The organism is Nonomuraea sp. NPDC049750 (genome assembly GCF_040659625.1).
Classification (GTDB): Bacteria; Actinomycetota; Actinomycetes; order Streptosporangiales; family Streptosporangiaceae; genus Nonomuraea.
In genome coordinates this window covers 307,858-334,571 of the sequence record NZ_JBFANB010000007.1, presented here as the reverse complement: position 1 = coordinate 334,571, position 26,714 = coordinate 307,858, and the positions used below count along the sequence as shown (strand labels likewise).

Annotated in this window: 20 protein-coding genes and 2 pseudogenes; 14 read left to right on the top strand and 8 right to left on the bottom strand. The window is 68.7% G+C overall.

Going from position 1 to position 26,714, the window contains the following annotated elements; translation table 11 throughout:
• Positions 1 to 2: 2 nt before the first annotated feature.
• From prfH to AB0J16_RS21880, 3 genes are all read right to left on the bottom strand, one after another.
• Complete coding sequence (gene prfH / locus AB0J16_RS21890; RefSeq protein WP_358542143.1) at positions 3 to 695, bottom strand: peptide chain release factor H; 693 nt, start codon at positions 693 to 695, stop codon at positions 3 to 5.
• Complete coding sequence (locus AB0J16_RS21885; RefSeq protein WP_358542140.1) at positions 692 to 1,855, bottom strand: RNA ligase RtcB family protein; 1,164 nt, start codon at positions 1,853 to 1,855, stop codon at positions 692 to 694. The genes prfH and AB0J16_RS21885 overlap by 4 nt, the downstream gene beginning before the upstream one ends.
• A 260-nt stretch (positions 1,856 to 2,115) precedes the next feature.
• Positions 2,116 to 2,355 (bottom strand): hypothetical protein, encoded by a 240-nt coding sequence (locus AB0J16_RS21880; protein ID WP_358542138.1) that lies wholly within the window; start codon positions 2,353 to 2,355, stop codon positions 2,116 to 2,118.
• A gap of 54 nt (positions 2,356 to 2,409) precedes the next feature.
• On the opposite strand from AB0J16_RS21880, the pseudogene AB0J16_RS21875 reads away from it, so the two are divergent.
• Positions 2,410 to 2,772 (top strand): annotated as a pseudogene (locus AB0J16_RS21875) (transposase); the annotation flags it as partial.
• Positions 2,773 to 3,084: 312 nt separating this feature from the next.
• A pseudogene (locus AB0J16_RS21870) lies at positions 3,085 to 3,219 on the top strand (Hsp70 family protein); the annotation flags it as partial.
• A gap of 59 nt (positions 3,220 to 3,278) precedes the next feature.
• Here the strand turns inward: AB0J16_RS21870 and speB are convergent.
• A complete protein-coding gene (gene speB / locus AB0J16_RS21865) occupies positions 3,279 to 4,262 on the bottom strand; it encodes an agmatinase (RefSeq protein ID WP_225301984.1) in 984 nt (327 codons plus the stop codon).
• Positions 4,263 to 4,449: 187 nt separating this feature from the next.
• Between speB and AB0J16_RS21860 the strand changes: the two genes are divergently transcribed.
• Both AB0J16_RS21860 and AB0J16_RS21855 read left to right on the top strand, forming a co-directional pair.
• Positions 4,450 to 5,493 carry a serine hydrolase domain-containing protein gene (locus AB0J16_RS21860; RefSeq protein ID WP_358542136.1) on the top strand — a complete coding sequence of 348 codons (1,044 nt, stop codon included), beginning with the start codon at positions 4,450 to 4,452 and terminating at the stop codon, positions 5,491 to 5,493.
• Positions 5,490 to 6,677, top strand: coding sequence for a M20 family metallopeptidase (locus AB0J16_RS21855; protein WP_358542134.1), 1,188 nt, complete (start codon positions 5,490 to 5,492; stop codon positions 6,675 to 6,677). Before AB0J16_RS21860 ends, AB0J16_RS21855 begins: the two co-directional genes overlap by 4 nt.
• Here the strand turns inward: AB0J16_RS21855 and AB0J16_RS21850 are convergent.
• Complete coding sequence (locus AB0J16_RS21850) at positions 6,653 to 7,498, bottom strand: M55 family metallopeptidase (RefSeq protein WP_358542131.1); 846 nt, start codon at positions 7,496 to 7,498, stop codon at positions 6,653 to 6,655. The genes AB0J16_RS21855 and AB0J16_RS21850 overlap by 25 nt on opposite strands.
• Before the next feature lie 114 nt (positions 7,499 to 7,612).
• Here AB0J16_RS21850 and AB0J16_RS21845 point away from each other — a divergent pair, with 114 nt between their 5' ends.
• The 10 genes from AB0J16_RS21845 (at position 7,613) to AB0J16_RS21800 (ending at position 22,903) form a co-directional block, all read left to right on the top strand.
• Positions 7,613 to 9,241: a helix-turn-helix domain-containing protein gene (locus AB0J16_RS21845; RefSeq protein WP_358542129.1), complete on the top strand. Its 1,629-nt coding sequence runs from the start codon at positions 7,613 to 7,615 to the stop codon at positions 9,239 to 9,241.
• Between the two features lie 153 nt (positions 9,242 to 9,394).
• Positions 9,395 to 10,942, top strand: coding sequence for an ABC transporter substrate-binding protein (locus AB0J16_RS21840; RefSeq protein ID WP_358542127.1), 1,548 nt, complete (start codon positions 9,395 to 9,397; stop codon positions 10,940 to 10,942).
• A complete protein-coding gene (locus AB0J16_RS21835; protein WP_358542124.1) occupies positions 10,939 to 11,967 on the top strand; it encodes an ABC transporter permease in 1,029 nt (342 codons plus the stop codon). The genes AB0J16_RS21840 and AB0J16_RS21835 overlap by 4 nt, the downstream gene beginning before the upstream one ends.
• A 14-nt stretch (positions 11,968 to 11,981) precedes the next feature.
• On the top strand, positions 11,982 to 13,841 hold the full coding sequence (locus AB0J16_RS21830; RefSeq protein ID WP_358542122.1) for a dipeptide/oligopeptide/nickel ABC transporter permease/ATP-binding protein: 1,860 nt from the start codon (positions 11,982 to 11,984) through the stop codon (positions 13,839 to 13,841).
• Positions 13,838 to 14,638, top strand: coding sequence for an ABC transporter ATP-binding protein (locus tag AB0J16_RS21825; RefSeq protein ID WP_358542119.1), 801 nt, complete (start codon positions 13,838 to 13,840; stop codon positions 14,636 to 14,638). Before AB0J16_RS21830 ends, AB0J16_RS21825 begins: the two co-directional genes overlap by 4 nt.
• On the top strand, positions 14,635 to 17,949 hold the full coding sequence (locus AB0J16_RS21820; protein ID WP_358542116.1) for a serine hydrolase: 3,315 nt from the start codon (positions 14,635 to 14,637) through the stop codon (positions 17,947 to 17,949). The genes AB0J16_RS21825 and AB0J16_RS21820 overlap by 4 nt, the downstream gene beginning before the upstream one ends.
• Entirely contained in the window at positions 17,946 to 18,740 is a 795-nt protein-coding gene (locus tag AB0J16_RS21815; RefSeq protein ID WP_358542114.1) for a GNAT family N-acetyltransferase, read from the top strand. The genes AB0J16_RS21820 and AB0J16_RS21815 overlap by 4 nt, the downstream gene beginning before the upstream one ends.
• A gap of 2 nt (positions 18,741 to 18,742) precedes the next feature.
• The gene (gene menC, locus AB0J16_RS21810; RefSeq protein ID WP_358542112.1) at positions 18,743 to 19,870 is read left to right on the top strand and encodes an o-succinylbenzoate synthase; all 1,128 of its coding nucleotides are present in this window, start codon (positions 18,743 to 18,745) and stop codon (positions 19,868 to 19,870) included.
• Positions 19,871 to 19,894: 24 nt separating this feature from the next.
• Entirely contained in the window at positions 19,895 to 21,445 is a 1,551-nt protein-coding gene (locus AB0J16_RS21805; RefSeq protein ID WP_358542110.1) for a GMC oxidoreductase, read from the top strand.
• Positions 21,446 to 21,475: 30 nt separating this feature from the next.
• Positions 21,476 to 22,903: an aldehyde dehydrogenase family protein gene (locus AB0J16_RS21800; protein WP_358542108.1), complete on the top strand. Its 1,428-nt coding sequence runs from the start codon at positions 21,476 to 21,478 to the stop codon at positions 22,901 to 22,903.
• 386 nt (positions 22,904 to 23,289) lie between these two features.
• On the opposite strand, the gene AB0J16_RS21795 is transcribed toward AB0J16_RS21800, so the two are convergent.
• From AB0J16_RS21795 to AB0J16_RS21785, 3 genes are read right to left on the bottom strand one after another with little or no spacing between them, the layout of a single operon-like run.
• Positions 23,290 to 24,588: an FAD-dependent oxidoreductase gene (locus tag AB0J16_RS21795; protein ID WP_358542106.1), complete on the bottom strand. Its 1,299-nt coding sequence runs from the start codon at positions 24,586 to 24,588 to the stop codon at positions 23,290 to 23,292.
• Entirely contained in the window at positions 24,578 to 25,432 is an 855-nt protein-coding gene (locus tag AB0J16_RS21790; RefSeq protein ID WP_358542102.1) for an alpha/beta hydrolase-fold protein, read from the bottom strand. The genes AB0J16_RS21795 and AB0J16_RS21790 overlap by 11 nt, the downstream gene beginning before the upstream one ends.
• On the bottom strand, positions 25,429 to 26,655 hold the full coding sequence (locus AB0J16_RS21785; protein ID WP_358542100.1) for an amidohydrolase family protein: 1,227 nt from the start codon (positions 26,653 to 26,655) through the stop codon (positions 25,429 to 25,431). The genes AB0J16_RS21790 and AB0J16_RS21785 overlap by 4 nt, the downstream gene beginning before the upstream one ends.
• Between the last annotated feature and the right edge of the window lie 59 nt (positions 26,656 to 26,714).

Genomic DNA, 26,714 nt, shown 5'->3' with positions numbered 1-26,714 from the left:
TGTCACCGCCGCCGGCGTGTCCGCACCTGCGGGATCAGGTCCTGCTTCGACGGTTCCGGGCGTTCGACGCGGGTGGGATTACCGCGTACGAGCTCATCGTGGACACGCCACCGGGCGGCGATGACGGCGCGCTCCGCCGCCTCGTCGCCATGCTCTATGCGCTCCCGCAGCAGCCGCATGGCGATCCGGCGATTGAGGGTGAACTGCCGCTCGGTGTCGACAACGACGACGAGCCCCGTGGGCCGGTGGGTCGCTCGTACTGCCGTGCTGGCCTTGTTGCGATGTTGACCGCCGGGGCCGCCGGTGCGGCAGGCGACGATGTCGACGTCTCCTTCCGCGAACGTCGTACGCGGGGCGTCGACCTGGCACGGTTGGGAGATGACGTACCAGTTCTTCCGGCCGGTGTTGACCCGGTAGGGGCTGGGCGCCTGCCAGCACAGAGTTCCGGTCCATGAGGCGGCGAACGCCTCGGAGCCGTCTCCCGCGATCCGGATGAGGACCGATCGGTAGGTGCCGGGCCGGTCACCGGGAGCGATATGGGCCCGGTGAGTCTCCAGATTCTGCTGGGTGGCGTCGGCTTCCAGGCGGTGCAGCAGCCGGGCCAGCGCCCAGGCACACTCCTGTGGGCCGCGCCCGGCCGACAGGAGCAGGTGGACGCTCACTGTCAGATGGTCGCTCACCGCCTGGTCGCTCACCGCCGCCCCCGCTTGCGGCGCTGCTCCCGGCCGGCCCTCTGGGGCGCCGACCCGAGGTCGGGCGTCTTGTAGGTGACCAGCGGGATCGTGGTGGCCACGGGCGTGGCCAGGTCGTGCTCGACGAGGTCGGCGATCACTTGCTCGATGCGCTTGTACGCCGTCGGCGCCTCCTCGAAGAGCAACTGGCGGTCGCCGCACACCACCAGCGATCCCACCGGTGTGCGGCGCAGTTCTTCGACCGTGTGCTTGGCCCGCCCGCGGCGCAGGGCGTCGGCACGGGACATCTTGCGACCGGCGCCGTGCGCCACGGAATGGCCGGCGCCCGGCCCGGCGTGGGCGGCCACGAGGTAGGAAGGGGTGCCGCGCGTACCGGCGATGAGCACGTCGCGGCCGTCACCCGGCGCCGCTCCCTTGCGGTGCAGGTAGATCCCGTCGCGGATTTCGACCAGGTTGTGGCATTGGTCGATGATCGGCTCGGTGGGCTCGGCCCCCAGGGCATGGGCGACCCGGGCGGCCAGCAGCCGCCGGTTGAGTGATCCCCAGCGTACGGCGTCGTCATGCATTGCCATATAGGCATCGGGATCAGGAGCGGGGCCCGCGCCGTGGACCTCGGTGTGCGCGCGCAGGATCCGTTCGCCCAACCCTCGGGAACCGCTGTGGACGATGAGAACCAGGTCATCGGCGGCGAGCCCGAGTCGGCTCGCGTGGTCCGGCTCGAAGACGGTCCCGATTCGCGCCAGCTCGACGAAGTGGTTACCTCGGCCGACCGTCCCGAGACCTTCGACGTGACCGGCGGGAATATCGCCCTTCACAACCGCCCAGGCCGGGTCGTCGGCATCCTGCTCAGGGTCGAGCGCGCGATCGAGGTCGGGGAACCGGGCGGCGAGCTTCTCGGGCACGGCACGCTTGAGCTTGACGGGGAACACGGCGATCCCGCAACCGATGTCGGAGCCCACCAGGAACGGGTACAGGATGGTCGACGCCATGGCGGCGCCGATGGGGGCGCCCTTGCCGGGGTGCAGGTCTGGCATGGCGGCGACGTGCGTCATGCCGTCGAGGGCGGCCACCTGATGGCATTGCGCGACGGCATCGGACTCGATCCAGCTGGTGGGGGAGGCGAACACGGTGACCGTGGCCGTGGGGAAAGGGTGCTGAGACAAGGACGCTCTCTTCGCTGAACAGGGGTATGGGCGTGCGGCATCACGGCGGCGAGTGAGCGCCGTGGCATCTCGAAAGAGGGGGTGCTGTCCGTCAGAGCCTCATGGACACCACATTCCCCTGAGCCCGCCAATCGGGGCAAACGGTTTTCGGCCGTACGGGCTTGCGTGTCCGCACGCATCCTTACCCACCGACGTGCGGGTGCGCTGCGGTCGACACGCTGAGGCCATGGCGGATGAGCGCACACTTACTGGGCCGATGTTCACCCGGCCTGAGTCGCGCGGCCTTTCCTGACCTGTTCCGGAGCCTGCTGGCCGATGTGCCGCGGAAGAATTCCCGGCAGTTGGCCGATCACAGCGGGCACGTCAAGGCCTATCGGTTCGAGCATCTGCTGAACGGCGCCACATGTGGTGCTGTCGGTGACAAGTGACAGCGTTTGTCGGTCTCCTGCGACAGCGATCGTTTCGGCAGCAAGACGATGTCTTCGCTGGTTAGCGGCCATGGGAGTGGTGTACGGGTTTCAAACCTATTCGTCACCTTGATACCCGTGAGGGAAGATCGACTGCTGGAGCGGCAGCGGCGCGCCGAACGGGCGCTGGCCTCGGTGGTGGCGACCCCGTACCTGCTGGGCGTCTCGACCCGGCGGGTGGAACGGCTGGCCGAGCAACTCGGGGTGACCAAGCTGACGAAGTCGCAGGTCAGCGTGATGGCCCGGGAGCTGGATCAGATGGTGAGCGAGTTCCGTAACCGGCCGTTGGATGCCGGGCCGTACACGTTCGTCTGGATCGACGCACTCACACAGAAGGTGCGTGAGGGCGGGCGGACGGTCAACGTGCACGCGCTGGTCGCGACCGGCGTCAACGCCGACGGCCACCGCGAGATCCTCGGCATCGACGTCGTCTCCAGCGAGGACGGCGCGGGCGGCCATCGTGGACCAGTTCACCTACGGCGGCAACATCCATTCCCTATTGAATGTGCGTGTCGATGTACGTCGAGAGGGATCGCAGAGTGACGAGTCGGCGGGTGTTCTGGATACCGCAGGACGCGGTGCGGAGTGGGGTACGGCGGCACTTGCTGGAGGGTTGGGAGGACCTGCCGTCCCGAGAAGACGCGGCCGTGATACGCGTGAGGTGCCGCGGCTCGGCTGGCCCACGGCGCGCCTGTGGTGGCGGTGAACCGCGCAAGGCGGATCTGGTGCTGAGGAGGAGGGCCGCAAGGAAGGAGGCCGGTGATGACCCGACCCGTCGGTATCGACCTGGGCACGACGAACTCGGTCGTGTGCGTGCTGGAAGGCGGTGAGCCGACCGTTGTCACCAACACCAAGGGCTCGCGGACGACCCCTTCGGTGGTCGCGTTCGCCAAGAGCGCTGACAGACGGCGTGCCCGCCATCGAGATCGCGGCCCGGACTGGGGCCGTTCCGATGACTACCTTCCCCGGGCAACCATGGCCAGGAGGTCGAACGTGAGACCGGCGGCGGCCAGCGCGGTGATCTGAGCGTGGTCGTAGGCGGGTGAGACCTCGACGACATCCGCACCGACGATGTCGAGGTCCGCGAGGGAGTACAGCAGCAGCTGAAGCTCCCGAGTGCTCAGTCCGCCGGGCTCAGGGGTGCCGGTCGCGGGCGCATGGGCGGGATCGAGCACGTCGATGTCGATGCTGATGTAGACCGGCCGATCAGCCACTCTCTCCCGGAGCCGGTCGGCGGCGTGCTCGATGCCGCGCCGCGCGACGTCGAGTGTGGAGATCGTCGCGAATCCCAGCTCCCTGTCGTCCTCCAGATCCTTGGCGGCCGGGGTTGTGTGGCGGATGCCCACATGGGCGCAGTGGTTCACCGCCAGCAGTCGCTCCTCGGTGGCCCGGCGGAACGGAGTGCCGTGAGTGAGCCGCGCACCGAACATGTTGTCCCAGGTGTCGAGATGGGCGTCGAAGTGGATGAGTGCCACGGGGCCGTGGTGCCGATGGGCGGCTCGCAGCATCGGGAGGGCGACGGTGTGGTCGCCGCCCAGAGTGATGATCCGGTCAGCACTTCGGTAGAGCCGCTGAGCGGCCGACTCGATCTGACTCACCGCCTCGGCGATGTCGAAGGGAGTCACGCCGACGTCACCGGCGTCGGCGATCTGCAACCTCGACCACGGCTCGATCTCGAGCCCGAGGTGGTAGGGCCTCAGGAGTTTGGAGCCGGCGCGAATGGCCTCCGGGCCGAATCGTGCGCCTGGCCGGTAGGTGGTACCGGCATCGAACGGCACGCCGAAGATCGCGACGTCGGCCCGGGAGACCTCGTCGAGCCGCGGCAGGCGGGCGAACGTGGAGGGCCCCGCGAAACGCGGGAGCTGCCTGATGGAATCGGGCGGTCCGACGATCCCTGTGTCGCCGGACTCCGCGAGCTCGTCCTTCTCAACGCTCGACAACGCGATTCTCCTCCCAAGGTGACCGGCCCCCGTCTTCTGGGCCTCACAGTAGTCAGAGCTCTCTCCCGGGCATTCGGTCGATCGCACGAGGGATTCGCGCCGCTTCCGGCCTTCGGCACAATGCGCCGATACCTGGTGAGGACAATGATGCGAAGGTCGGCATAACACCCACGAGTGAGGATTCCGCTTGCCTGAGAATGCATCGGATGCGTATGCGTCCTCGACTCCAGACCTGCTCGGCGCCTTGGACGGAGAGCGCCGGCGATTGGGCATCCCGGGTGCCGTCGTCCACGTGAGCGGTCCGTCGTACGGCAGTTGGACCCGTGCGCTCGGCGTCTGCGATCTGGCCACCGGGGTGCGGCTCACCGCCGGCAGCCGCATGAGGATCGGGAGCCTCACGAAGACCATCGTGGCGCTGATCGTCCTACGCCTGGCGGAAGCCGGAGACCTCTCCTTGGACGATGAGATAGAGGTCCATCTGGCAGAGCCACAGGTCCCGCGAGGAGTCACCGTTCGCCGTCTCCTCGACATGACCTCGGGCCTGCCCGACTACACCTCGGAGGAGTTCGTCGCCGGTCTGCTCCTCGAGCCCGACCGGCTCTGGACTCCCTCCGAGCTGCTCAAAGTCGCCCTGCGGAACCCGCAGCAGTTCGAGCCCGGCACCTCCTGGGCGTACTGCAACGCCGGCTACATCATGCTGGGAATGCTCATCGAGCACGTAACCGGCGCACGAGTCGAGGACGTCGCGCGCCGGCTGGTCTTCGACCCCCTCGGCATGAGGGAGACCGAGCTCCCGCCGCTGACGCACGACGCCGCCGCCCTGCCGGATCCTCGGCTGCGTGGGTACCACCGCCGGGACGGCGAACTCGTCGACGCGACGCGCGTCAACCCGTCCTGGGCGTGGACCGCCGGTAACGCGGTGTCCACCGTGGGCGACTTGAGACTGCTCATCGAGGCATCGGTGCGCGGCGACCTCCTCCAGGAGCAGACCCGGCGTGAACTCATGCGCACCCACCCGGTGCCCGACAGCACCTTCACCTACGGCCTCGGCATCGCGAACTTCGACGGCATGTGGGGCCACAACGGCGAACTGCCCGGATTCCAATCGTTCGCCGGCCACGATCCGGCGACCGCGATGACCGTCGTCGTCCTCACCAACCTCGACGACCACTCCGCGGACCTGCTCGCCGCGTTCCTGCGCACCCGGCTCGCGAACTCTGCCGGCTCATGAGGAAAAAGCCGACACCCGAGGATTCCACCGGGCCGGAGGCGTCCGGGAACCTGTCGCTCCTCCTCGAGGATCTGAGCAGACTCGTTCGTACCGAGTCGCCGTCGACGGACCTGGACGCGGTCGGCCGCTCCGCGCGGGTGGTCGCGGACTTGGTTCATGAGCGCTTGGGGCGTCGGCCAGAGATCCTGTGCGTCGACGGAGTCGACCATGTCCTGCTGCGCGGGGCCGATCCGAAGGTCATGCTCCTCGGGCACCACGACACCGTATGGCCGCTCGGCACGTTGGACGAGCTGCCCTACACCGAAACTGCCGGCGTCGTCAGTGGCCCGGGCTGCTTCGACATGAAACTCGGCCTCGTCCAGGCGATCCACGCTCTCGCGTGGCTGCGGCGATGCCGCGGCACCGGCGTCCTCGACCAGGTGACCCTTCTCATCACGGGCGATGAGGAGCTGGGGTCCACGACATCACGGGCACTGATCGAGCAGGAAGCAGGCCGCTGCCGGGCAGCCCTCGTGCTGGAGGCGGCCGGCCCCGGCGGCGCACTGAAGACGGGGCGCAAAGGCGTGTCCCTCTACCGGATCGAAGTGCTCGGTCGTGCCGCGCACAGCGGTCTCGATCCGGAGAAGGGCGTGAACGCGACCATCGCGATCGCCGAGGTGGTGCTGGCGATCGCCCAGCTCGCTGACCCGGCGGCCGGTACGACCGTCACCCCGACGGTGATGAGCGCGGGCACGACGCCCAACACCGTGCCCGCGACGGCCACCGTGGCTGTCGACGTCCGGGCCGGCACCGCCGAGGAGCAGCACCGCGTGGACCGGGCCATCCGCGAGGTCACGCCCGTTCTCGTCCCGGCGGAAATCCGGGTGCGGGGCGGAATCAACCGGCCGCCCATGGAACGGAGCGCGGCGGCGGCGCTGTTCAGCCAGGCACAACGAATCGCACGCCGCCTCGGCCATCCTCCGCTGGAGGAGATGACGGTCGGCGGCGCATCGGACGGGAACTTCACCGCGGGTATGGGAGTGCCCACCCTGGACGGGCTCGGTGCCGTCGGCGGCGGCGCCCACGCCCGCGACGAGCACGCGGAGATCGCGTGGATCCTCCCGCGTACGCGACTGCTCACCACCCTCATCGAAGAACTCACAGGTAGGAGCGCCGGGCCTCAACGGCGGGCGGAGAGCACCTGACGCGCGCGCTCGCTGCTCGCCGCGAGTTCGTACAGGACTGTGATGAATCCGAGGAGATCCGCCGACGCCGTGAGGACTGTCGACACCGTCCGGTCGGCCGTCCGGGTGCAGCCGGGGATGCAGGCGGCGAGCTCGGCGGCCACCGGCGAGGGCAGGTCGACCTCGACCTCGAACGACGGGGGCGGCGGCGGACAGCTAAGTGCCGACGCGCGGGCCACGGCATCGGCGGCCCCTTCCCGCACCAGGTTCCTCGCCACGCTCGGCGCGACGGAGTCCGTGGCCGAGAATCCGTGTGTCTTCTTCACGGTCACGATCGTGGCCTCGGGGAAGATCTCGGTCGCGATCGCGCCGATGACGTCATCGCCGGTGACCAGGCCCACCGGGACACCGAGCGATGCCGCGTACAGGGCATTGACCTCGGCCTCCGACACCGGTGATCCGTTGACTCTGACCTCACCGAAGTAGGCGGAGAAGGTGTGCGCCAAGAGCCCGGGCGTGCCGGCCGGCGCGTGGTAGCCCACGAAGAGCGCCACGGCGCAGTCCTCGGTCAGGCCCTCGGCCATGCACTGGGCCTTGGGCTGCCCGAAGACCAGCCGCGCCCTCGGGTCGAGGCGCTCGTGGATCAGGTTGTCCATCGTCCCGTGGGAGTCGTTCACGAGCACGCTCGTCGCTCCGCCGTCGAAGGCGCCCGCGATCGCGGCATTGGCCTCCTCGGTCATGAGCTCCTGGGCTCGTGGGTAGCCGTACCCGCCGCGCACGATCTGGTCGAGGGTCGCGATGCCGGCGACGCCCTCCATGTCGACGGAGATGTACGCCTTCATCGCTGAGCTGCTCCTTCGTCGGTGCCACGCGTCACTCCCATTGTTGTCGAGGCTTTCGCGCCAACACTGGGTCGATCGACCGAATCAAATCGGACACAGATGTACGATCACACAATGCAAGGCGGTACGAGCAGTCCAGCGGACCTGGGGCGGGTGGTCGAGCGGCTCGGCTCGACACTGCTGACCATCAAGGCGGGGCCACGTCAGCCGGCTCGTGCCGTGACGACCGTCATCCTTCACGATCCTCTGGACCAACCCGACGTCCCGCCGGACGCAGTGGTGCTGGGCGTCGGCGTGGCGGCTGACGACAGCTTGGTCACCCTGGTCAGAGCGCTGGGCGAAGCCAGGGCCACGGCCCTCGTGATCCGGGAGCCGCTGGCCGTCGACGAGGAGGTCGCCCGCGAGGCGGAGCGCGGCAAGGTGTCCGTCTTCGGCCTGGTGCAGGGCGCATCGTGGATCCAGGTGGCGACGTTGCTGAGCGGCGCTCTGCATCTCGGTGCCGATGGGGCGCCCGCTGTCGGCGGCGATGCGGACCGAGACCTGTTCGCCCTGGCGAACTCGCTGTCGGCTCTCCTCGACGCCCCGGTCACCATCGAGGATCTGTCGTCGCGGGTGGTCGCCTTCTCGGCCGACCAGGCCGGCGCCGACGAGCCGCGCCGCCTGACGATCCTCGGCCTCCAGGTGCCGCAGATCTACAGCGAATACCAGAGAGAACAGGGCATGTTCCGCCGCGTGTACGCCTCGGAGCGACCGGTGTTCATGCAGAACCCCGCCCCCGGCACCCGTCCTCGGGCGGCGATGAGGGTCCAGGCGGGCAATGAGCTTCTCGGCTCCATCTGGGCCGCCGTGGCAGGGCCGCTCACCCCCGAGCGGGAAACCGCCATGATCGAGGCAGCACGGGTGATCGCGCTCGAGATGCTGCGTGCCCGCGTCAGCGCCGATGCCTCCCAACGACTCGGAGTCGCCCTGCTGTCCATGCTCCTTGAGGGAGGGACCGGCGCGCGCGAAGCCGCGCAGCAGCTGGCCTTCGGTTCGTCGCCGGCCTGCGTCCTGGTCCTGGGGCCGCTGCAGTCCGACGACGAGGTCCGCACGGCGGCCGACATCCAGCGAACGGCCTCCGCATTTCGGACACACCTCAGGCCCACCTATCCGCGTGCCATCGTCGCCCAACTCGGCGGCGCGGTCTACGCCGTCGTCCCCGTGCGTGCCGCGGCCGCCCCGGCGCTGGCCGCCATGAAGGACCTGGCCGCCGAGTTCATCGCCCGTCTGGACACCACCACCGAGTTCTGCGCCGGACTCGGCGGCATCGTCGAGGACGTCAGCGAACTCGGCTCATCCCGGCGCGATGCCGATGCCGCGATGCGGGTGCTGAGCTCCAATCCGCGCGCGGGCAGACGCGTCGCGTCACTGGCGGACGTGGCGATCGAGTACCTCCTGCTCCGCCTCGGCGACCTGATGGCAGCCGACCGCATCGAACTGACCGGCCCGCTCGCCGACCTGGAGGACTACGACACCGAACACGACACCCAGCTGGTGCCGACACTCCAGAGCTGGCTCGAGCACTTCGGGGACGTCGCCGCCGCGGCACGAGCCGTCCACGTGCACAAGAACACGTTCCGATACCGGCTCGGCCGGATCGAGACGATCGGCGGCGTGGATCTGGCCGACCCCGACGAACGATTCGCTCTGATGCTGCAACTCCGCCTCGGCCCCGGTCGGCGATCGCCGCGGCCACCCGCGTAGCGACCGGGACCGCGTCAGCCGGTCCCGGGTTGGTCGATCGTCCAAGGTCCGTGCACGCAGATCAGGCGGACGTACGATGCGCCTCTCCGACCAGGCGGGTGAGTCTTGGTGTTCAACGTCACACCCCGACTCGGACCTTAAGGCGGGCCTGCCATGAATCGACGCGCCGCTGCTTTCGCAGCCCTCCTCATCGCTCTGCCAGCTCTTGCGGCTTGCGGCGGCTCGGGCTCGGCCTCGGACGGGGGCCAGGCGGGCTTCGCGACGGACGGCACGTTCGCGTTCGCGATCGACTCCGACCCAGGCGACCTGAATCCGCTCGTCACCAACCTCGTCAACGCGCAGATCGTCGGAATGTACTCCTACGACACGCTGATCTTCCTCGACGCCGAGACGGCCAAGCCCGCGCCCTTCCTGGCGAAGAGCTGGACCGAAAGCCCGACCAAGGTCACCTACACCCTGAACGACGCCATCACCTGCGCCGACGGCACGCCGTTCACCGCGCAGACCGCCGCTGACAACCTCAACTGGATCGTCGACCCCGCCAACAAGTCGCCGCGCCTGGAATCCGTCGTGCCGGCAGATGCCAAGGCGAGCGCGAAGGGGAACGTTCTCACCGTCACCACCTCCAAGCCGCGGCCCTTCATGCTGTACGACATCGGCTCGCAGCAGCTGGTGTGCGAGCGCGGCCTGAAGGACCCCAAGAGCCTCTCCGCGGGGAGCCACGGCACCGGCCCGTTCGCCATCGATCGCGTCGTGGCCGGAGACTCGATCACGATGACCCGCCGAGAGGGCTACACGTGGGGCCCCAAGAACAGCACCTCGAACACGCCGGGGATGCCGAAGACCGTGACGACCAAGATCGTGCCGAGCCCGTCGACCAGAGCGAACCTGCTGCTGTCCGGTCAACTCAACGCGGCCATAGTGAGCGGCAAGGACGAGGAACGCCTCGCCGCTCTCAAGTCGCAGCCGTCGCCGGCCATGTCCGGAATGATCGTCTACAACCACCATCAAGGTCTCCCGACCGCTGAGGCCGCCGTACGGCGCGCACTGACCCAGGCGATCGACCTCGACACCCTCGCGAAGATTCTGACCGGCGGCAAGGGCGAACGGGCGAAATCGCTGCTCTCCGTACGCCCGAGCCGGTGCGCCTACGACACCGTCCAGGGCAATCTGCCTTCCCACGACCCGGACGCCGCCGGCCAGGCCCTGCGCGCGGTGGGCAAGCCGGTCGACATCACACTTGTCTACGACAACTCCACGGACACGGGCAGCGCCGCCGCGGAATACGTCGCGAAGCAGTGGGAGACCGCCGGCGCCGCCGTGAAACTCGACGGTGGTGACGAGAATTACATCATCAGCCGGACCTTCGCGGCCAAAGACCCGTCGGGCTGGACGGCATCGCTGGGGCTCAACCTCCAGACGGGCACACCGGCCATCTTCCCGCAGTACCTCTCCGGACCTGCCGCCCCTGCGGGGACAAACTTCGCCTCCATCGACAACAAGGACTACAACCGCAGCGTCGCCGCGGCCGCCGGCCGGACCGGTGACGATGCCTGCAAGGCCTGGGCCGAGGCGGAGAAGACCCTGATGACAAGCGCTGACCTCATACCGGTGTCCGTCACGCCGTACAAGATGTACTTCAATGGCGCGACGGCGCTCTACCTGCCCGTCGGCGGCTCCGCGATCCGCGTGCTGAAGTGACCACGGAACCGACCGTCACCCTGCTGACGGGAACCGGGGCGGGACCGGATTCCGCGACCGGAACGTTCCGGGGCAGAGGTGGGCGACTGGGGGCCTTCATCGTGCGGCGGCTGGTGCGGCTCGCGTATTCGGTGGTCACCCTGGTGACCGTCGTCTTCCTGATGGTCCGGCTGATCCCAGGAGACCCGGTCCGCAATGCCCTCGGAATCAACGCGACGGCCGCGGTCGTGGAGGCACAACGCGAAAGCCTGGGACTGAACGACCCGCTGTGGACGCAGTACCTGAACTTCTGGAAGGGGCTGCTCACGTGGGATCTCAGAGACTCTTTCTCCCTTCACCTGCCGGTGACCACGATCATCGAGCAGCGCCTGCCGGCGACCCTGGAACTCGCGTTCCTGTCGCTGGCGCTGGCGCTCCTGGTGTCGATCCCGCTCGGCATCGTCGTCGCCGCGCTCACCCGAGGCGGCCGCAGACCCACCGTCGACCTGGCCTACACCTCGGCGAGCGGCCTGTTCGCCGTCATCCCCGAGTTCCTCATGGGAGTCGCTCTGGTGTACTTCTTCGCCGTTCAGAGCCATTTGCTGCCCGTGGCGGGCCGAACCGATCCGAGCTCGTACGTGCTGCCCGTCCTGGCACTGTCGATCGCGGTCGCCGCGGGCGTCTCGAGGATCGTCAGGGTCGAGGCGCTCACCGTGTTCGAGCAGGACTACATCCGGACGGCGCGGGCGAAGCGCATGTCGAGGTGGCGCCTGTACTTCCGCCACGCTCTGCCGAACCTGGTGACCTCCTCGCTCACCGTGGCCGGAATCGTGCTCGGCTCCCTCGTCGCGGGCACGGTGCTGATCGAGACCATCTTTTCGTGGCCCGGACTCGGGCTCACGATCGTGGACGCGGTGCGGAGCAAGGACTTTCCGCTCGCGCAGGGGATCGTCATCGTCTACGGCTTGATCGTCCTCGTTTCCAACCTCTTGATCGACATCGTCCTGGTCGGCCTTGACCCGCGTTCAGCGCTGAAAGACACGTGATGGCGGTGACAAGCATGTCCACTCCCGACTCCGCGCTGGCGGGGCCGGCCGCCGCGACGGCGGTGGGCGAGCCGATGCCCATGGCGGTCTCGTCTCGCCGCAGGTTCCTGACCGTCCTGCGTTCTCCCCTCGGCATCGGCGCGCTGGCCGCCCTGATGGTGGTCGCGTTCTTCGCGGTGTTCGGACCGGTGCTGTGGGGCGAGGCCGCGCGGCAGGCCGATCTGACCCAACTGTCCGCGAAGCCCAGCGCGGACCACCTCCTCGGTACCGACGCGGGTGGCCGGGACGTTCTCGCGCGGGTGCTGACCGCGACCCGGCTCTCGATCGTCACCGCCGTCCTGTCGGCCGCCCTCGGCGTGTTCGTCGGTGTGGTCATCGGCCTGCTGCCGACGATCGCGCCCCGGCGGCTGGGGCGGTTGGTCAACAGCGCCATCGGCGTGGCACTCGCCTTTCCGGCTCTCCTGCTCGCCATCGTCGTGTCGATCACCCTCGGTGTGGGCGCCACCAGTGTCACACTGGCGATCGGCCTGGCCATGGCGCCGTCCTACGCCCGGCTCACTCAGACCCTCGGTGCGTCGGTGACCGGGCGTGACTTCGTGGCCGCCGCTCGCATCCTCGGCGTCAGCCGAGCACGGATCCTGGTACGGCACGTTCTGCCCAACGTGCGAGACCCGCTCATCGTCAACGCCAGCATCGGCGCCGGCACCGCGCTGGTCGCGGCGACGGGGCTGTCCTTCCTGGGCCTCGGCGTACAGGCGCCGGACTACGACTGGGGCCGCATGCTCAACGAGAGCATGGGAGCCATCTACGTGAACCCCGCTCCGTCTCTGGGGCTAGGCGCCGCCATCGTGTTCGCCGGCGTGACGTTCGCGCTCGCCGGCGAGGTGCTCGCCCAGGCATTCGGGCTGCACCGGCCCTCCGGCCGCCGCCGGCGGCGGAAGACCACCGGCTCGACGGCGGCGGCACCGGTCCCGCAGGTCGCGGAGGACCCCGTGCTCCGCGTACGCGGCTTGCGCGTGGAGGCGCCCCGGGGGGATGGATGGGCGACGCCGGTTCGTGGCGTCAGCTTCGACATCGATCGAGGGGAGATCGTCGGCATCGTCGGTGAGTCGGGCTCGGGGAAGTCACTGACCTGCATGGCGGTCGCGTCACTCCTGGAAGAGCCACTTCACGTGACGGCGTCATCGGTCCAGTTCGACGGCACGGAACTGGTCGTCAGGGGCAAGGTGCCCGGCAGACCGCGTTCCAAGTCGCTGGCCCAACAGCTCGGTACGCGGCTGGCATTCGTCTTCCAAGATCCCTCGACCTCGCTCAACCCCGCCCTTCACGTCGGTACGCAGGTCGCGGAGGTCGGTCTGCTGCACGGCGGCCTCAGCCGGCGCGAGGCACGCCGGCGTGCGGTCGACCGGCTTGCCGCGGTACGGCTCTCCGACCCGGCTCGCCGCGCCCGCCAGTATCCCCACGAGTTCTCGGGTGGCATGCGGCAACGAGCCACGATCGCGATGGGGCTCATGGGCGAACCGGCGCTGGTCATAGCCGACGAGCCGACAACGGCCCTCGACGTCACGGTGCAGCGGGAGGTCCTGGCGCTCTTGCGGAGGGTGAACCGTGAGCATGGGACGGCCGTCATGTTCGTCTCGCATGACATTTCGCTGGTCTCGTCATTCTGCACGCGGGTCCTGGTCATGTACCGGGGAGCCATCGTGGAGAGCCTGAGCACCGAGGATCTCGCGAGCGGACGCGCGGCGCATCCCTACACCCGGGCGCTGGTGGCGGCGGTGCCGCACATGGACGCCGTCCCGGGCACCGAGTTCGCCACGATCACCGAGGATGCCGAGTTTCCCCTCGACGCTGTAAGGGAGGGGTCGGTGTGAGCGACCTCGCCTTCGAGAACGTGGGAGTCAGGTACGGGCACGGACCCGCCGCCCATCAGGCGGTCCGTGGGGTGAGTCTCCACGTGCCGAGCGGCCGGACGGTCGGGTTGGTGGGCGAGTCAGGTTCGGGCAAGTCGACGCTGGCTCGCGCCGTCGTCGGCCTGCACGAGGCGCATACGGGCCGCATCCTGGTCGACGGCACCGATGTCGTCGGTGCCCGGGGGAGCGCCGCGTCCGTTCGCCGCACCGTGCAGCTGATCTTCCAGGACGCCAACTCCTGCCTGAACCCAAGGATGTCCATCGGCGCCTCGATCGAGGAGGCGCTTGCCGTACGCGGAAGATCCACGCGACGCGATCGCGCTCACCGGCGCGGCGAGGTGGCCGCACTTCTCGAGATGGTCGAGCTCGACCCGGCCCGTGCCGACGATCTGCCCATGCAGTTGTCGGGGGGTCAACGTCAACGCGTCGCGATCGCGCGGGCGCTGGCCGCCGAGCCCCGGGTGCTGCTCGCTGACGAGATCACTTCGGCGCTGGACGTCTCGGTGCAGGGGACCGTGCTGAATCTGCTGATGCGCGTCCAGCGGGACCTCGATCTGACGGTTCTCTTCATCAGCCACAACCTCGCTGTGGTCAGGCAGCTGTGCGACGACGTCGCAGTCATGAAGGACGGGGAGGTCGTCGAGGCCGGATCAGCGACCGAGGTGATCGACCACCCCGAACATCCCTACACACGTGAGCTGGTCCGTGCCGTCCCCCGGATCGGCACCCCTCTCTTCGGCAAAGGAACCACTCCATGAACTCTCGCCTGTTCAGTCTCGATGACGTCCGTCAGGTCGTCACCGTTCCCGAGACTGCGATCACGGCGGATGGAAGAACGGTCGTCTTCACGCGGCGCCAGGCGGCAGACCACCGCACGGAGACCTCGCTGTGGGCGGTTTCCCGCGGCTCTCAGCCACAGCCGCTGACCCACGGGCCGACGGATCGAGCACCTCGCATCGTCCCAACGGGGATCATGTTCCTGCGCGATGTCGACGGATTCCCGCAGTTGCATCTCCTGCCGCACATGGGTGAGCCGACGCGGTTGACCGAGCTGCCGCTGGGGGCCGGGGCCGCGGCCGTCAGCCGGGACGGTCGCCGGGTCGCGTTCTCCGCACCCGTGAACCGCGCGCCCGGCGACGCCGCTGCGCCCATCGTCATCGACACGCTCGACCAGAAGGCGGACGAGATCGGCTGGATCGGCAGTGTCCGCCGCCAGATCTTCGTGATGGACCTGGGATCCAGGCAGATCAGACAGGTCACCGACGGCGACTACGACGCGGACGGCCCGGCATGGTCGCCCGACGGCGACCGCCTCGCATTCACGGCCTCCATGGCCCACCGCGCGGACGTCGAGCTCGAACGCCGCGCCTACGCGGTCGAGGTCGACGACCCGCTCGCTCCGGTGCAGGTGCTCGGACAGGCCACAGGAGTGACCGGTCCGGTCATGTGGGCTCGCGACGGCGCGTCGCTGCTCGCCGTGGGATCACCCGCGATGGTGGCAGGTCATGCCCGGCTTCTCCGGCTGTACGGCGACGGCAGGCCCGACACCGACATCACGGCTGGGCTGGACCGCAATGTGCTGCCGGGCGCGACGGGCTACCCAGGTGGCCACCCGGCGCAAAGCCACAACGGCAGCGAGATCGTCTTCTGCCTGCGTGACCGTGGCTGGACCCATCTGTACGGGGTCGGTCCGGATGGCGGAGAGGGCAGGCCGATCGTCGCGGAGCCGCATCAGGTCGTCTCCGCGCTCTCGGTGGCCGCCGAGGCACCTCGTGCCGCGATCGTCCTGACCACTCCTGAGTCGTTCGCCGAGGTCGCGATCGTCGACCTCGTCACCGGCGAAGTCGAGGTCCTCACCTCGCTGATGGAAGAGAGCCTCCCCGGGGTCCAGCTCTGTCGACCGGAGCCACGAGAGTTCACGATCAGCGATGGCGTCGTCGTCCACGGGTGGCTGATGGCGGCACCGGACACGACCGGAACCGCTCCGCTCCTGCTCGACATCCACGGTGGGCCGCACAACGCCTGGGCCGGTGTGGCCGACGAGATCCATCTGTACCAACAGCTCCTCGCCGCACGCGGGTGGCGTGTCCTCACGCTCAACCCCCGTGGATCCGACGGGTACGGCGAGGAGTTCTACCGAGCCGTCGACGGCGGCTGGGGACGAGCTGATCTGGCGGACTTCATCGAGCCGATCGACCAGTTGATCGCCGAGGGGATCGCCGACCCCGAGCGGCTCGCTGTCGCCGGCTATAGCTACGGCGGCGTCGCGACCTGCGCCCTCACCGCCCACACCGACCGGTTCGCGGCCGCGGTGGCCGGCGGCCTGATCTGCGACTTCGCCTCCATCGCCGGTCAGCGACTGCTGCCGGAAGGCTTCTTCGCCTCGGCGACCGCAGGTGCCGCGCCGACAGACGTGGTCCGGCTCATCGAGAGCTCTCCGATCGCACGCGTCGAGCAGGTGAAGACACCCACGCTGGTGCTGCACGGCGAGAACGACAACACCTGCCCGATCGGACAGGCGCAGCAGTGGTTCTCGGCACTGCGGATCCAGGGTGTGCCGACTCGCCTGGTGGTCTATCCAGGAGGCAGCCACCTCTTCATCGCCGACGGCGAGGTCGATCACCGCGTCGACTACCACGCCCGGGTCGTGGAATGGGTCGAGCTGCACACCCGCGCCGCCGCACGGCCGGCCGCGCTGTCGCCGGCTCCACGTAGGGAGCACTACTGGCGCCGCCGTCTGGACCTCCTCCGAGAACGGCACGGAGTCGTCGGGGCGCAACTCGGCATCGTGCAGCTCGATCGGAGCGGAACGGTCTTCGACCGCATCACGGTCAGCTCCGGGGTCCTGAACGTCTCGACCCGGGAACCCGTCATCGACGACGCCGTCTTTCAGATCGGGTCGATCACGAAGGTCTGGACGACGATGCTCGTCATGCAGCTCGTCGACGAGGGGCTGCTCGATCTCGACGCTCCCGTGCGCGAAATCCTGCCGGACTTCAGGCTGGCCGATGACGAGTCGCCCTCGGTGACGGTACGGGCGTTGCTCAACCACACCAGCGGCATCGACGGGGACGTCTTCACCGACACCGGGAGGGGAGACGACTGCGTCGCGCGGTACGTGGAGCACCTCGCCGCCGTCTCCCACATCCACCCGCTTGGAGAGAGGTTCTCCTACTGCAATGCCGGCTTCGTCGTCGCGGGCCGCATCGTCGAGGTGCTCCGCGACATGACGTGGGACGAGGCGCTGCTCCACTATTTGATCAAGCCGATGGGCCTGCGGCACACCATCACCCTGAGCGAGGACGCACCCAAGTTCGCCACGGCGACCGGCCACGCCGGCTTCGGCGACGAGTCGGCCCCGGTGCCCCAGTGGTCGATCACCCGATCCATGGGACCCGCGGGCCTGATCGTGGCGAGCGTCGGCGACCTGCTGACGTTCGCGGAGATGTCACTGCGCGGAGGGGTGACCCGGGAAGGCGTTCGTCTGCTGTCAGCCGGCAGCGCTCGCCTGATGACCATCGAGCATGTCGATCTGAGACAGAGCGTCGCCACCGTCCAAGGCTGGGGACTGGGCTGGTTCCTCGAGGACTGGCGGGGAACCTTCGTATACGGCCATGACGGCGGCACGATCGGCCAACGTTCATACCTGCGCTTGATCCCCGGTACGAACTACGCGGTGGCGTTGCTGACCAGCGGTGGTCAACCGGATGGTCTCTTCTACGAGCTGTTCGCGGACGTCACGTCGTCGATCGACGGCAGTCTGCCCCCGGTCCGGGTCCGGGCCGACATGACACGTCCGCCCGAACCGCTGGAGGGCGCCTGGGAGTGCGCCGGCTATCGCGTGGAGGTGGCCCCCGACGCGGACGGTCTCAGACTGACACTGTGGGAGCGGAAGGGGCATGTGCGCGACGGCACGGCAGCAGAGCCGGAGTTCGTCGCGCTGCATGCCTCGAACATCCCGGGCGGCTACGCCTACACCACCGCTGAGCTCGCGGGGGAGAAGCAGTTCCGGCCCGTCGCCGGCGGCGTCTACAACGGATCCCGCTTCCTGCGGCAGGAGCGCTCATGACGACCCAGGCGCCGAGCTCGACCTCCATGGAGTTGCGGCTGCTTCACCGCCCGGAGGAGATGTCTGCCGCCTCCGAGCTCGTGGCGCAGATTTGGAAGGTCCAAAACACCCAGTCGCATGTCAGCCCGGAGCTCCTCACGGCGTTCGCGCACGCGGGCAACTACGTCGCCGGTGGTTTCCGCGGCCATGAGCTCATGGCGGTCTGCGTCGGGTTCTTCTACTCGCCCCGGGAGAATGCCCTGCACTCCCACATCGCCGGCGTGCGACCAGACGCGGCGGGCACAGGATGGGGCAGAGCCCTCAAGCACCACCAGCGCGACTGGTGCCTGGCCCGGGGTGTCACTCGCGTGACGTGGACCTATGACCCCCTGGTGGCCCGGAACGCGTACTTCAACCTCCACAAGCTCGGCTGTGAGGTCGAGGTCTACCTGCCCGACTTCTACGGACCGATGGGTGACGGGCTCAACCAGGGCCAGCACAGCGACCGGATCATGGTGGCCTGGCACATCGGGCAGGCCACGGCGCCCTCACGAGCCGAGAAGAAGCACGGCCCCGCCGTACTGAGGTCCGTGGACCGGCGACCCCAGCTCGACCTCGGCCGGGCGGAGTCGCTGACCCGATGCGTCGTGGAGATCCCCTCGGACATCGAGGCTCTAAGGCGCCACGAACCCGAGCTCGCGATCTCATGGCGGCTCGCGCTACGACGGGCGCTGGGTGGGCTGCTGGAAGAAGGCTGGGTCGTCGTCGATTTCGACCGCCGGGGTCACTACTGCCTCACGAGGAGCACCTGAGAATGCACATCGAGCGTGTCGAGCTCATCACGGTCCGGATGCCGCTGATCCACCCGTTCACCACCTCGTTCTCCACCCAGACGGAGCGCCTTCCGCTCCTGATCCGGGTCACGGCCTCAGACCACGGCGCCACCGTGACAGGGTGGGGTGAGTGTGTCGCCCTCGCCGAGCCGTTCTACTCGCCGGAATACCTTGAGGGAGCACGAGAGGTCCTGCGGCGATTCCTCGTGCCCGCGCTGTTCGAGTGGCAGGCCGCGGGTCACGCCGTGTCGGCATCGACGGTCGGCGCGGCACTTGAGCACGTGGTCGGCCACCGCATGGCCAAGGGCGCTCTGGAGATGGCGATCCTGGATGCCCAGCTGCGGCTTCGGAACATGTCGTTCGCAGCGCAGCTCGGTGTGACCCGCGCCTCGGTGCCCTCGGGGGTCAGCGTCGGCATCGAGAAGTCGATTCCCGACCTGCTCGGCCGGGTGGCCGACTTCGTCGACCAGGGCTACGCGCGCATCAAACTCAAGATCCAGCCCGGGTGGGACCTCGAGCCGGTCAAGGCGGTGCGCGAGCGGTTCGGCGACATCGCGCTGCAGGTCGACGCGAACACCGCCTACCGTCTCTCCGATGCCCAGCGGCTGCGCAGACTCGACCCCTTCGATCTGCTGCTGATCGAACAGCCGCTGGGCGAGGAGGACCTGCGGCAACACGCTCTGCTCGCGGGCCTGCTCACCACGCCGATCTGCCTGGACGAGTCGATCGTCGACGCGCGGTCGGCCGCCGACGCGATCGCGCTGGGGGCGGCGAGTGTCATCAACATCAAGCCTGGAAGAGTGGGGGGATACCTCGAGGCGGCACGCATCCACGACCTCGCGCTGGCGCACGGCGTCGCGGTCTGGTGCGGCGGCATGCTCGAAACCGGCATCGGCCGAGCCGCCAACGCGGCGCTGGCCGGGCTCCCGGGCTTCACGCTGCCCGGCGACATCTCGGGCTCGGATCGGTTCTACGCCCAGGACATCACCGAGCCGATCGTCATGAAGGACGGCGCGGTGTCGATCCCCGGCGGACCCGGGTTCGGCGTCGAACCCCTTCCCGCGGCACTCGGCGAGATGACCGTTCACACGCTCGACCTCACCGCCTAGCGACGAGACCAAGGATCAGGCCAGATGGGATCAGCAGGCAGCTACGACACCATCGTCGTCGGAGCGGGCTCGTCCGGCTCGGCACTCGCGGCACGGCTCGCCGACGCGGGACAGCGGGTGCTGCTGCTCGAGGCCGGCCGGGACTACGCGGCCTCGCAGCTTCCGGAGGCATGGAGGTCGCCGAATCCGTTGAACGCGATCCTGAACTCCGACTACAACGCGTTCTTGTGGGACGGGCATCTGGCCACCAGGACCGAGGCCCAGGAGCCCTACCTGTACTGGCGAGGCAAGGGCCTCGGCGGAAGCTCGACGGTGAACGGGCAGATCGCGATCCGGCCGCCCATCGAGGACTTCGACGAGTGGGCGGCCTCCGGTTGCACCGGATGGTCGTCCGCGGAGGTCATGGCGGACTTCGTCGCCCTGGAGTCCGACGCCGGCTTCGGCGACGAGGACTACCACGGCACCGCCGGCCCGATCCCCGTCTACCGGGCCCCGGTCGACACGTGGGGCTCGGTCGACCAGGCGCTCCGCGCGGCAGCGCTCGCCTCGGGTTTCGGGTGGGCCCCGGACGTCAACGCACCCGGCGCGACCGGCGTCTCTCCCTACCCCATCAACTCGATCGACCGTCGACGGGTCTCGTGCCACGACGCTTACCTGGAGCCACGTCGCGACAACCCGGGCCTCACCATCCGCGGCGACAGCCTGGTCGACGTGGTTCTCTTCGAACGTGCTCGGGCAGTCGGCGTCCGGCTGGCCAACGGATCGGCCTTCCACGCGAACCAGGTCGCGCTCAGCGCGGGCGCCACGGCCTCGCCCTCGATCCTCATGCGCTCGGGCATCGGCCCCGCCGATGACCTCCGACGGCTGGGCATCGAGGTCCGTGCCGATCTGCCGGTGGGCCGTGGGCTCCAGGACCATCCGATGGCCCTGATAGGCATCCCGCTCACCGAAGCGGCCTCGGCCGGCCCCGCCGACCGGCACACGAACTGCTGCGTGCGCTACAGCAGCGGCACCGTGCCCGGCGGGAACGACATGATGCTGGTCGCCCTCAACCAGAACGCGCTGGCCATGGCGGCGGCCGAAGTGCGCGCCGGCGCCGGTGCCGTCGGGGTGTTCGTCAACCGGACCTACTCGCGCGGAACGCTGAAGCTTCGAAGCGCCGACCCGAGCGCGCAGCCCCGGGTGGCGCTGAACATGTTGTCGGACGAGCGCGACATCGACCGCCTGGAAGCGGGCATCAGGCTCCTCGGCGACCTGGTGGCCCACTCCAGCTTCGTGGAGATCGCCGACGGCGATCTCTGGCGGGTCAATTCGTCGCTGCGCGATGCCCTGGACACACCAGGGCGACTGCGCGACTACCTGCGCGCCAGCGTGGTCGACACGCAGCACGCGACGAGCACGTGCCGGATGGGAGATCCGAACGCGCCGGAGACGGTCGTCGACCCCCGGTGCGAGGTCCTCGGTTTCGAGGGTCTCCGAGTCGTCGATGCCTCCGTCTTCCCCTTCGTCCCACGCGCCAACACCCATCTCGCCTGCGTGATGTTCGGCGAGCACATGGCCCGCAGGCTCCACTGAAGCCGGCTTCGATCCAGAAGGTATGAGCAGATGAAGCGCCTGAGCAACATCATCGACGGCACCCCGGTCGAAGCCGCGGACCCGGAACTCCGCAGCGTCGTCAACCCGGCCACCGAACAGGTCGTCGCACTGATTCCGGCCGGATCGGCCGCCGACGCCGCGGCGGCGGTGGAGTCGGCGCAGGCCGCGCACGCGGGCTGGGCGAGGCTCGACCTCGAGGACCGCCTCGGCCGGCTGAGCCGCACCGCCGACCTCCTCGAACGGCATGTGCGCGAGCTGGCGGAACTCGAGAACCGGGAGATGGGCAAGCCTGTCCCGCTCGCCGAGCAGTTCATCGCGGGCGGAATCGCCTCGTTCCGGCTCGGCATCGAGCGGGCGCGGTCCTATCCGTTCGTCGCCGACGTCACAGCTCCGGGCGAGTCCGGACGGACAGTGGTCATCCGTGAGCCGCTGGGCGTGCTGGCACTCCTCGTGCCCTGGAACTTCACGGTGACCTCGATCCTGGGAGCCCTCGGCCCCCTGCTCGCCGCCGGCAACACAGTGGTGATCAAGCCCTCGGAGAAGGCGCCGCTGTCCGCGGCCCGGCTCGTGGAGCTGTGCGACCTTCCGGCAGGCGTGGTGAACCTTCTCCTGGGCGACGCGCGCGCCGGCAAGCCCTTGGCCGAGCACGAGGCGGTCAAGCTGGTGCACTTCACCGGGTCTGTCGAGGCGGGCCGCAGCGTCGCCGTCGCCGCGGCCAAGCGCCTTCAGCGAACGATCCTGGAACTGGGAGGGAACGACCCCGTCCTCGTCGACGCCGACGTCGACGTGGCCGCCACCGCCAAGGCGGTCGCGACGTCGACGTTCCTCAACAGCGGACAGATCTGCACATCGTCGGAGCGGATCTACGTGCACCGCGCGGTCGCGGACGAGTTCATCGCCGCCCTCGTGGCCGAAGCCGAAGGCTGGACGATGAGCGACGACCCCTACTCCCCGGGCCTGGGACCACTGGTCGACGACACCCAGAGGAGGATCGTGCACGACCACGTCCACGAAGCCGTCGACCGCGGGGCGACGCTGCTCTGCGGTGGCGGGCAACCAGACCGGCCCGGATACTTCTACCCCGCGACGGTGCTGACCGAGGTCACCTCGGACATGCGCATCATGAAAGAGGAGACCTTCGGGCCGGTCGCCCCCGTCACCGTGGTCGACTCCTTCGCCGAAGCCATCGACCTGGCCAACACCACAAGCTTCGGACTCGCGGCGACGGTCTATTCCTCGACCCCCGAGAACCTGCGGCGCTGCAGGGAGATCAACGCCGCTCTCGTGTGGATCAACGAGTGGCAACACGGTGGCGTCAACATGGTCTACGAGCCGTGGGGGGTCAGCGGGATGGGTGCGACGGGGGCAGCGGCGTCGTTCGACGCCGCCACCCGCCCGGTGTCGATGCTCTACTCGCCGTCCACGAACCACGGGTAGTACGGGGCCGTGCTCCAGGCAGGGGTCGCGCCGGTCGTGGCGGCCTGAGCAAGGGCCCACTCCGGAGAGCCGAATATGAGTAGGGGCTACTCATGTCCGGCGGTGGGACAGGATGCGATCACGGGGCTGGGAGTGCCCGCCCGCGATCCGTTCCTTGATCTCTCCCAGAGGAAGAACATGCTCACACGTTCCGGCAAGCTCGCGGCGATGACCGCGTCGGGATGCCTGGCGATGTCGGTGCTCGGGGTTACGGGGGGCCGGCGCCGAGACCGCGTTCGCCCCTGACACCTGCGCCAGCGGGTACGTCTGGCGCGTGGGACCTGCGAACTGGCGTTGCATCTGGGCATCAAGGTCGCCCGGACGCAACGCCTCGACCGAGTTCCGGCTCAGCCCATCACCGTGCCCGAGTTCGCGGTGTTCCGGTTGCGCTTACGAGAGAACGCACCCAGGTCGATCTCCAGGCCGGTGCGCGGGGCCCGGAACCGGACGGGCAGCACGTCGTGGTCGACGCCGTTCTCCACCTGGTTGATCAGCTCCGTCATCAGCTGTCCCACGACCGGCGCGTTCTTGAACTGGTTGCCGCTCGTTCCGATCGCGAGGTAGAAGCCCTCGAGTTCGGTGCGGTCGTAGATCGGAGTCCAATCGTCGGCGACGTCGTAAACGCCCACCACGCCGCGCGCCCGGTTGGGCACCGCCAGACCGGGCAACCGCCGCGCGGCCCGCATCACCTGAGCCTCGAAGACTGCGGCCGTCGGGTGGATGTCGACGGCGTCCGGGTCGTCGGTCCACTGCATCGGATCACACTCCGGTTCCGTTCCGCCGACGAGCAGCTCCCCTCCTACTTCACCGCGGAAATAAGTGCCCAGATCCATGTCCGCCACCACGGGCCCTCCATAGCCCTCCAGGGCCGGCACGTGCGCTACTTCCTGCCTCATAGGGCGCACAGCGACCGTGAAGTCGGAACCCACGCCGGCCAACCGATTCAACGCGCCCGACCACGGACCGGCCGCGTTGACCACGACGGCACAGGGAATCCGGGTGCCGTCCGACAGTCGCACTGACGTCACGCGCCCGCCGGCCTTCTCCACCGCTGTCACCGTGCTGCGGAAGCGGAACTCCGCCCCGCAGGCCGAGGCCGCGGAGGCGAGGTTTACGGCGGCAAGGCTCGGGTCCGAGACGTAACCGGCATCCGGGGTGTACACGCCACCGAGCGAGTGTTTCGCGTCCTCCCAGAATTCCTCGTCGTCGAGCCGCTTCGGCGGCCAATAGCGGCCGACGTCGATACCTGGAACGCGCTCGGCCAAGGTCGCGCTGTCCCATTCCTCGTAGGGAACACCGATCTCATCGAACAACGGAAGCCATGACGTACGCGGAGCCGCCTCGACGTCCAGCATGACCAGCCCAGTCTTGCGGAACATTGCGAGGTCGCCGACATCGTGCCCGAGGTGGCCGGCCCAGTCGAGCCAGCCGAAATGCGCCTCCCACGCCATCGTCACCCCGGCGGTGGTGGAGAAGTTGAACCGAACGATCGCACTCGATGCCGAGGTCGACCCCTGTCCAGCCCCTGGGGCCCGATCGAGCGCGATAACCCGGTGCCCCGCACGTGCAAGCTCAAGGGCGATCGACGAACCGATCACCCCTGCCCCGATCACGACCACATCGGTACTCAAGCGCTCACCGGGCACGGCAGGTCCTAAGGTAGCTGAGGAACGAGGCCTGCAGGCCGGTAACGTGCGTTTCGCGCAGGACCGCGCTGGTGACGGCTCCGCCGCGGGCGGTCAAGCGGTGCAGGACGGTGGCCGTGTTCTTCGTGAGGTTCTGGTAGACGGCCAGGTCTCCGAGAAGCTCTCGGTCGTTGACGGTCAGGTGAAGCTTGGCGGCAGGCAGGCTGTCGCCCATTTCTTCGAGCCGCGCGAAGACCTGACTGTCTTCACTGACGACACCGGGGCTGCCCGCTCCGATGCTCTCGAAGAGCGTGCTTCCGGTGAGCCAGGTGTAGAGACTGAAGAGTCCACCGTAGGAGTAGCCGAAGAGGCCGTGACCGCTCGCGGCTGTGCCGTAGTCGCGTTCGACCCGCGGGTGCAGTTCCGCGGTGAGGAAGCTCAGGAACGCATCGGCGTGGGTGTCGCGCAGTTCGGTGAGGTAGGCGTCGGATTCCTCGCGTGTCCTCGCACCCGCTCGAACTCCCATCTCCACGGCATCGATGAGCTCCTTGGCGATGGGCTCGCCGGGTGGCACGAGGTCTCTGTTGCGCAGCCGATCCCAGTGCTGTGCGTCTTCGCCCGCGTAGCCGACGCTGACCTGGATGTAGGGCTGGATCCGCTGCATGGGGTCCGCCTGGGTGACGATGAGCGGAGCCGTCATGCCCACGGCCCAGTTGCCGTCGAGCACATACACGGCAGGTGCTCGCGTCGTGGCGGGGTCGTAGCCCGGTGGTGTGGTGACCCAGACGCCGTAGTCGTGCCCACCGCTGGAGCGCATCTCGAAGTAGTCGGTGTCGGCGAGGCAGCCGTGCCACATGGTGCTCATCGAAGGTCCTTCACAACTCGGCCGGCCTTGAGAACGAGGACGGCATTGGCGGGATCAGCGAACAGCTCCGGGTCTTCGACCGGGTTGCCGTTCCACAACACGAGGTCTGCCTGCGCGCCGGGAGCGATGACACCGACTTGGCCGGACAGGCCGAGGATCTCGGCGTTGGTCTTGGTGGCCGCCACGAGAGCTTCCATCGGTGTTTCGAGCTCTGCGCGCAACGTGAGTTCTTCGCCTCGGCGGTCCTGAGCCGGGCCGATGAGATCGGAACCCAGCCCGATCCGCACTCCGGCCTCCTTGGCGACAGCGAGCGCTTCGGTCATCCGCTCACGAACACCCATCACACGATCGCGGGTCGATTCGTCGAGGCCCGCCCCAGCGGTGTCGTGCAGCAGTTGCTCAATGACGGCAAACGTGGGCACGAGGGCGACCTCGCGAGTGGCCATCAGGGTGGCCGTGGACGCATCGAGGTCGGTGCCGTGCTCGACACAACGCACCCCGGCCTCGACCGCGTTCCGGATGCCGTCGTTGTTGTGGGCGTGAACAGTCACGTAGGTGCCCCGCGCCGCGGCTTCCTGGACAGCGACAGCGATCTCCTCGACGGTGAACTGGGTGTCGGTCAGCCGGTCGTGCGCGCCAACCACTCCGCCGGTCACGCAGAGCTTCAGGAAGGAGGCTCCGCGACGGAAGGCCTCGCGCACGTTGTGCCGCAGCTCGTCGGCGTTGCCGGACATCGTGGACAGGGCGCACAGACCGGGTAGGTGGTGGCTGCTCCACAGCTCGGTGGGTTCCCACTCGGCTCCGTAGTAGCCGTGCCCACCGATCTGGCACTGAACAGGTCCGCACGACAGCACGCGCGGTCCCCTGACTTTGCCCTTGGCGATCGTGGTGACGACGCCGCCGTCGATCCCGCCGGTATCCCGAACGGTCGTGAAGCCGGCGTCGAGCGTCGCGCCGGCCGTGGCGAAGATGTCTGCCGCGATCTCCGCGGCACTGAACCGAAACGAGAACTGCGGCTGGATCGGGCTCGACAAGCCCAAGTGGACGTGAGCGTCGATCAGGCCAGGCGTCATCGTCAGTCCCCCGGCATCAAGGCGCTCGCCGTGTGCCCTGGAGGCACCCAGCTGGGCGATACGCCCGTCTTCGACGGTGACGTCGACGTCGACGGGGTCGCGACCCGACCCGTCGACGACCGCCGCGCCGACTACCTGAAAAGGTCCCACGAGTCGTTCCCTCCGCCGCCTGCGAGCTGACTGCGACCATGTGTGAAGCAGCACGGCAC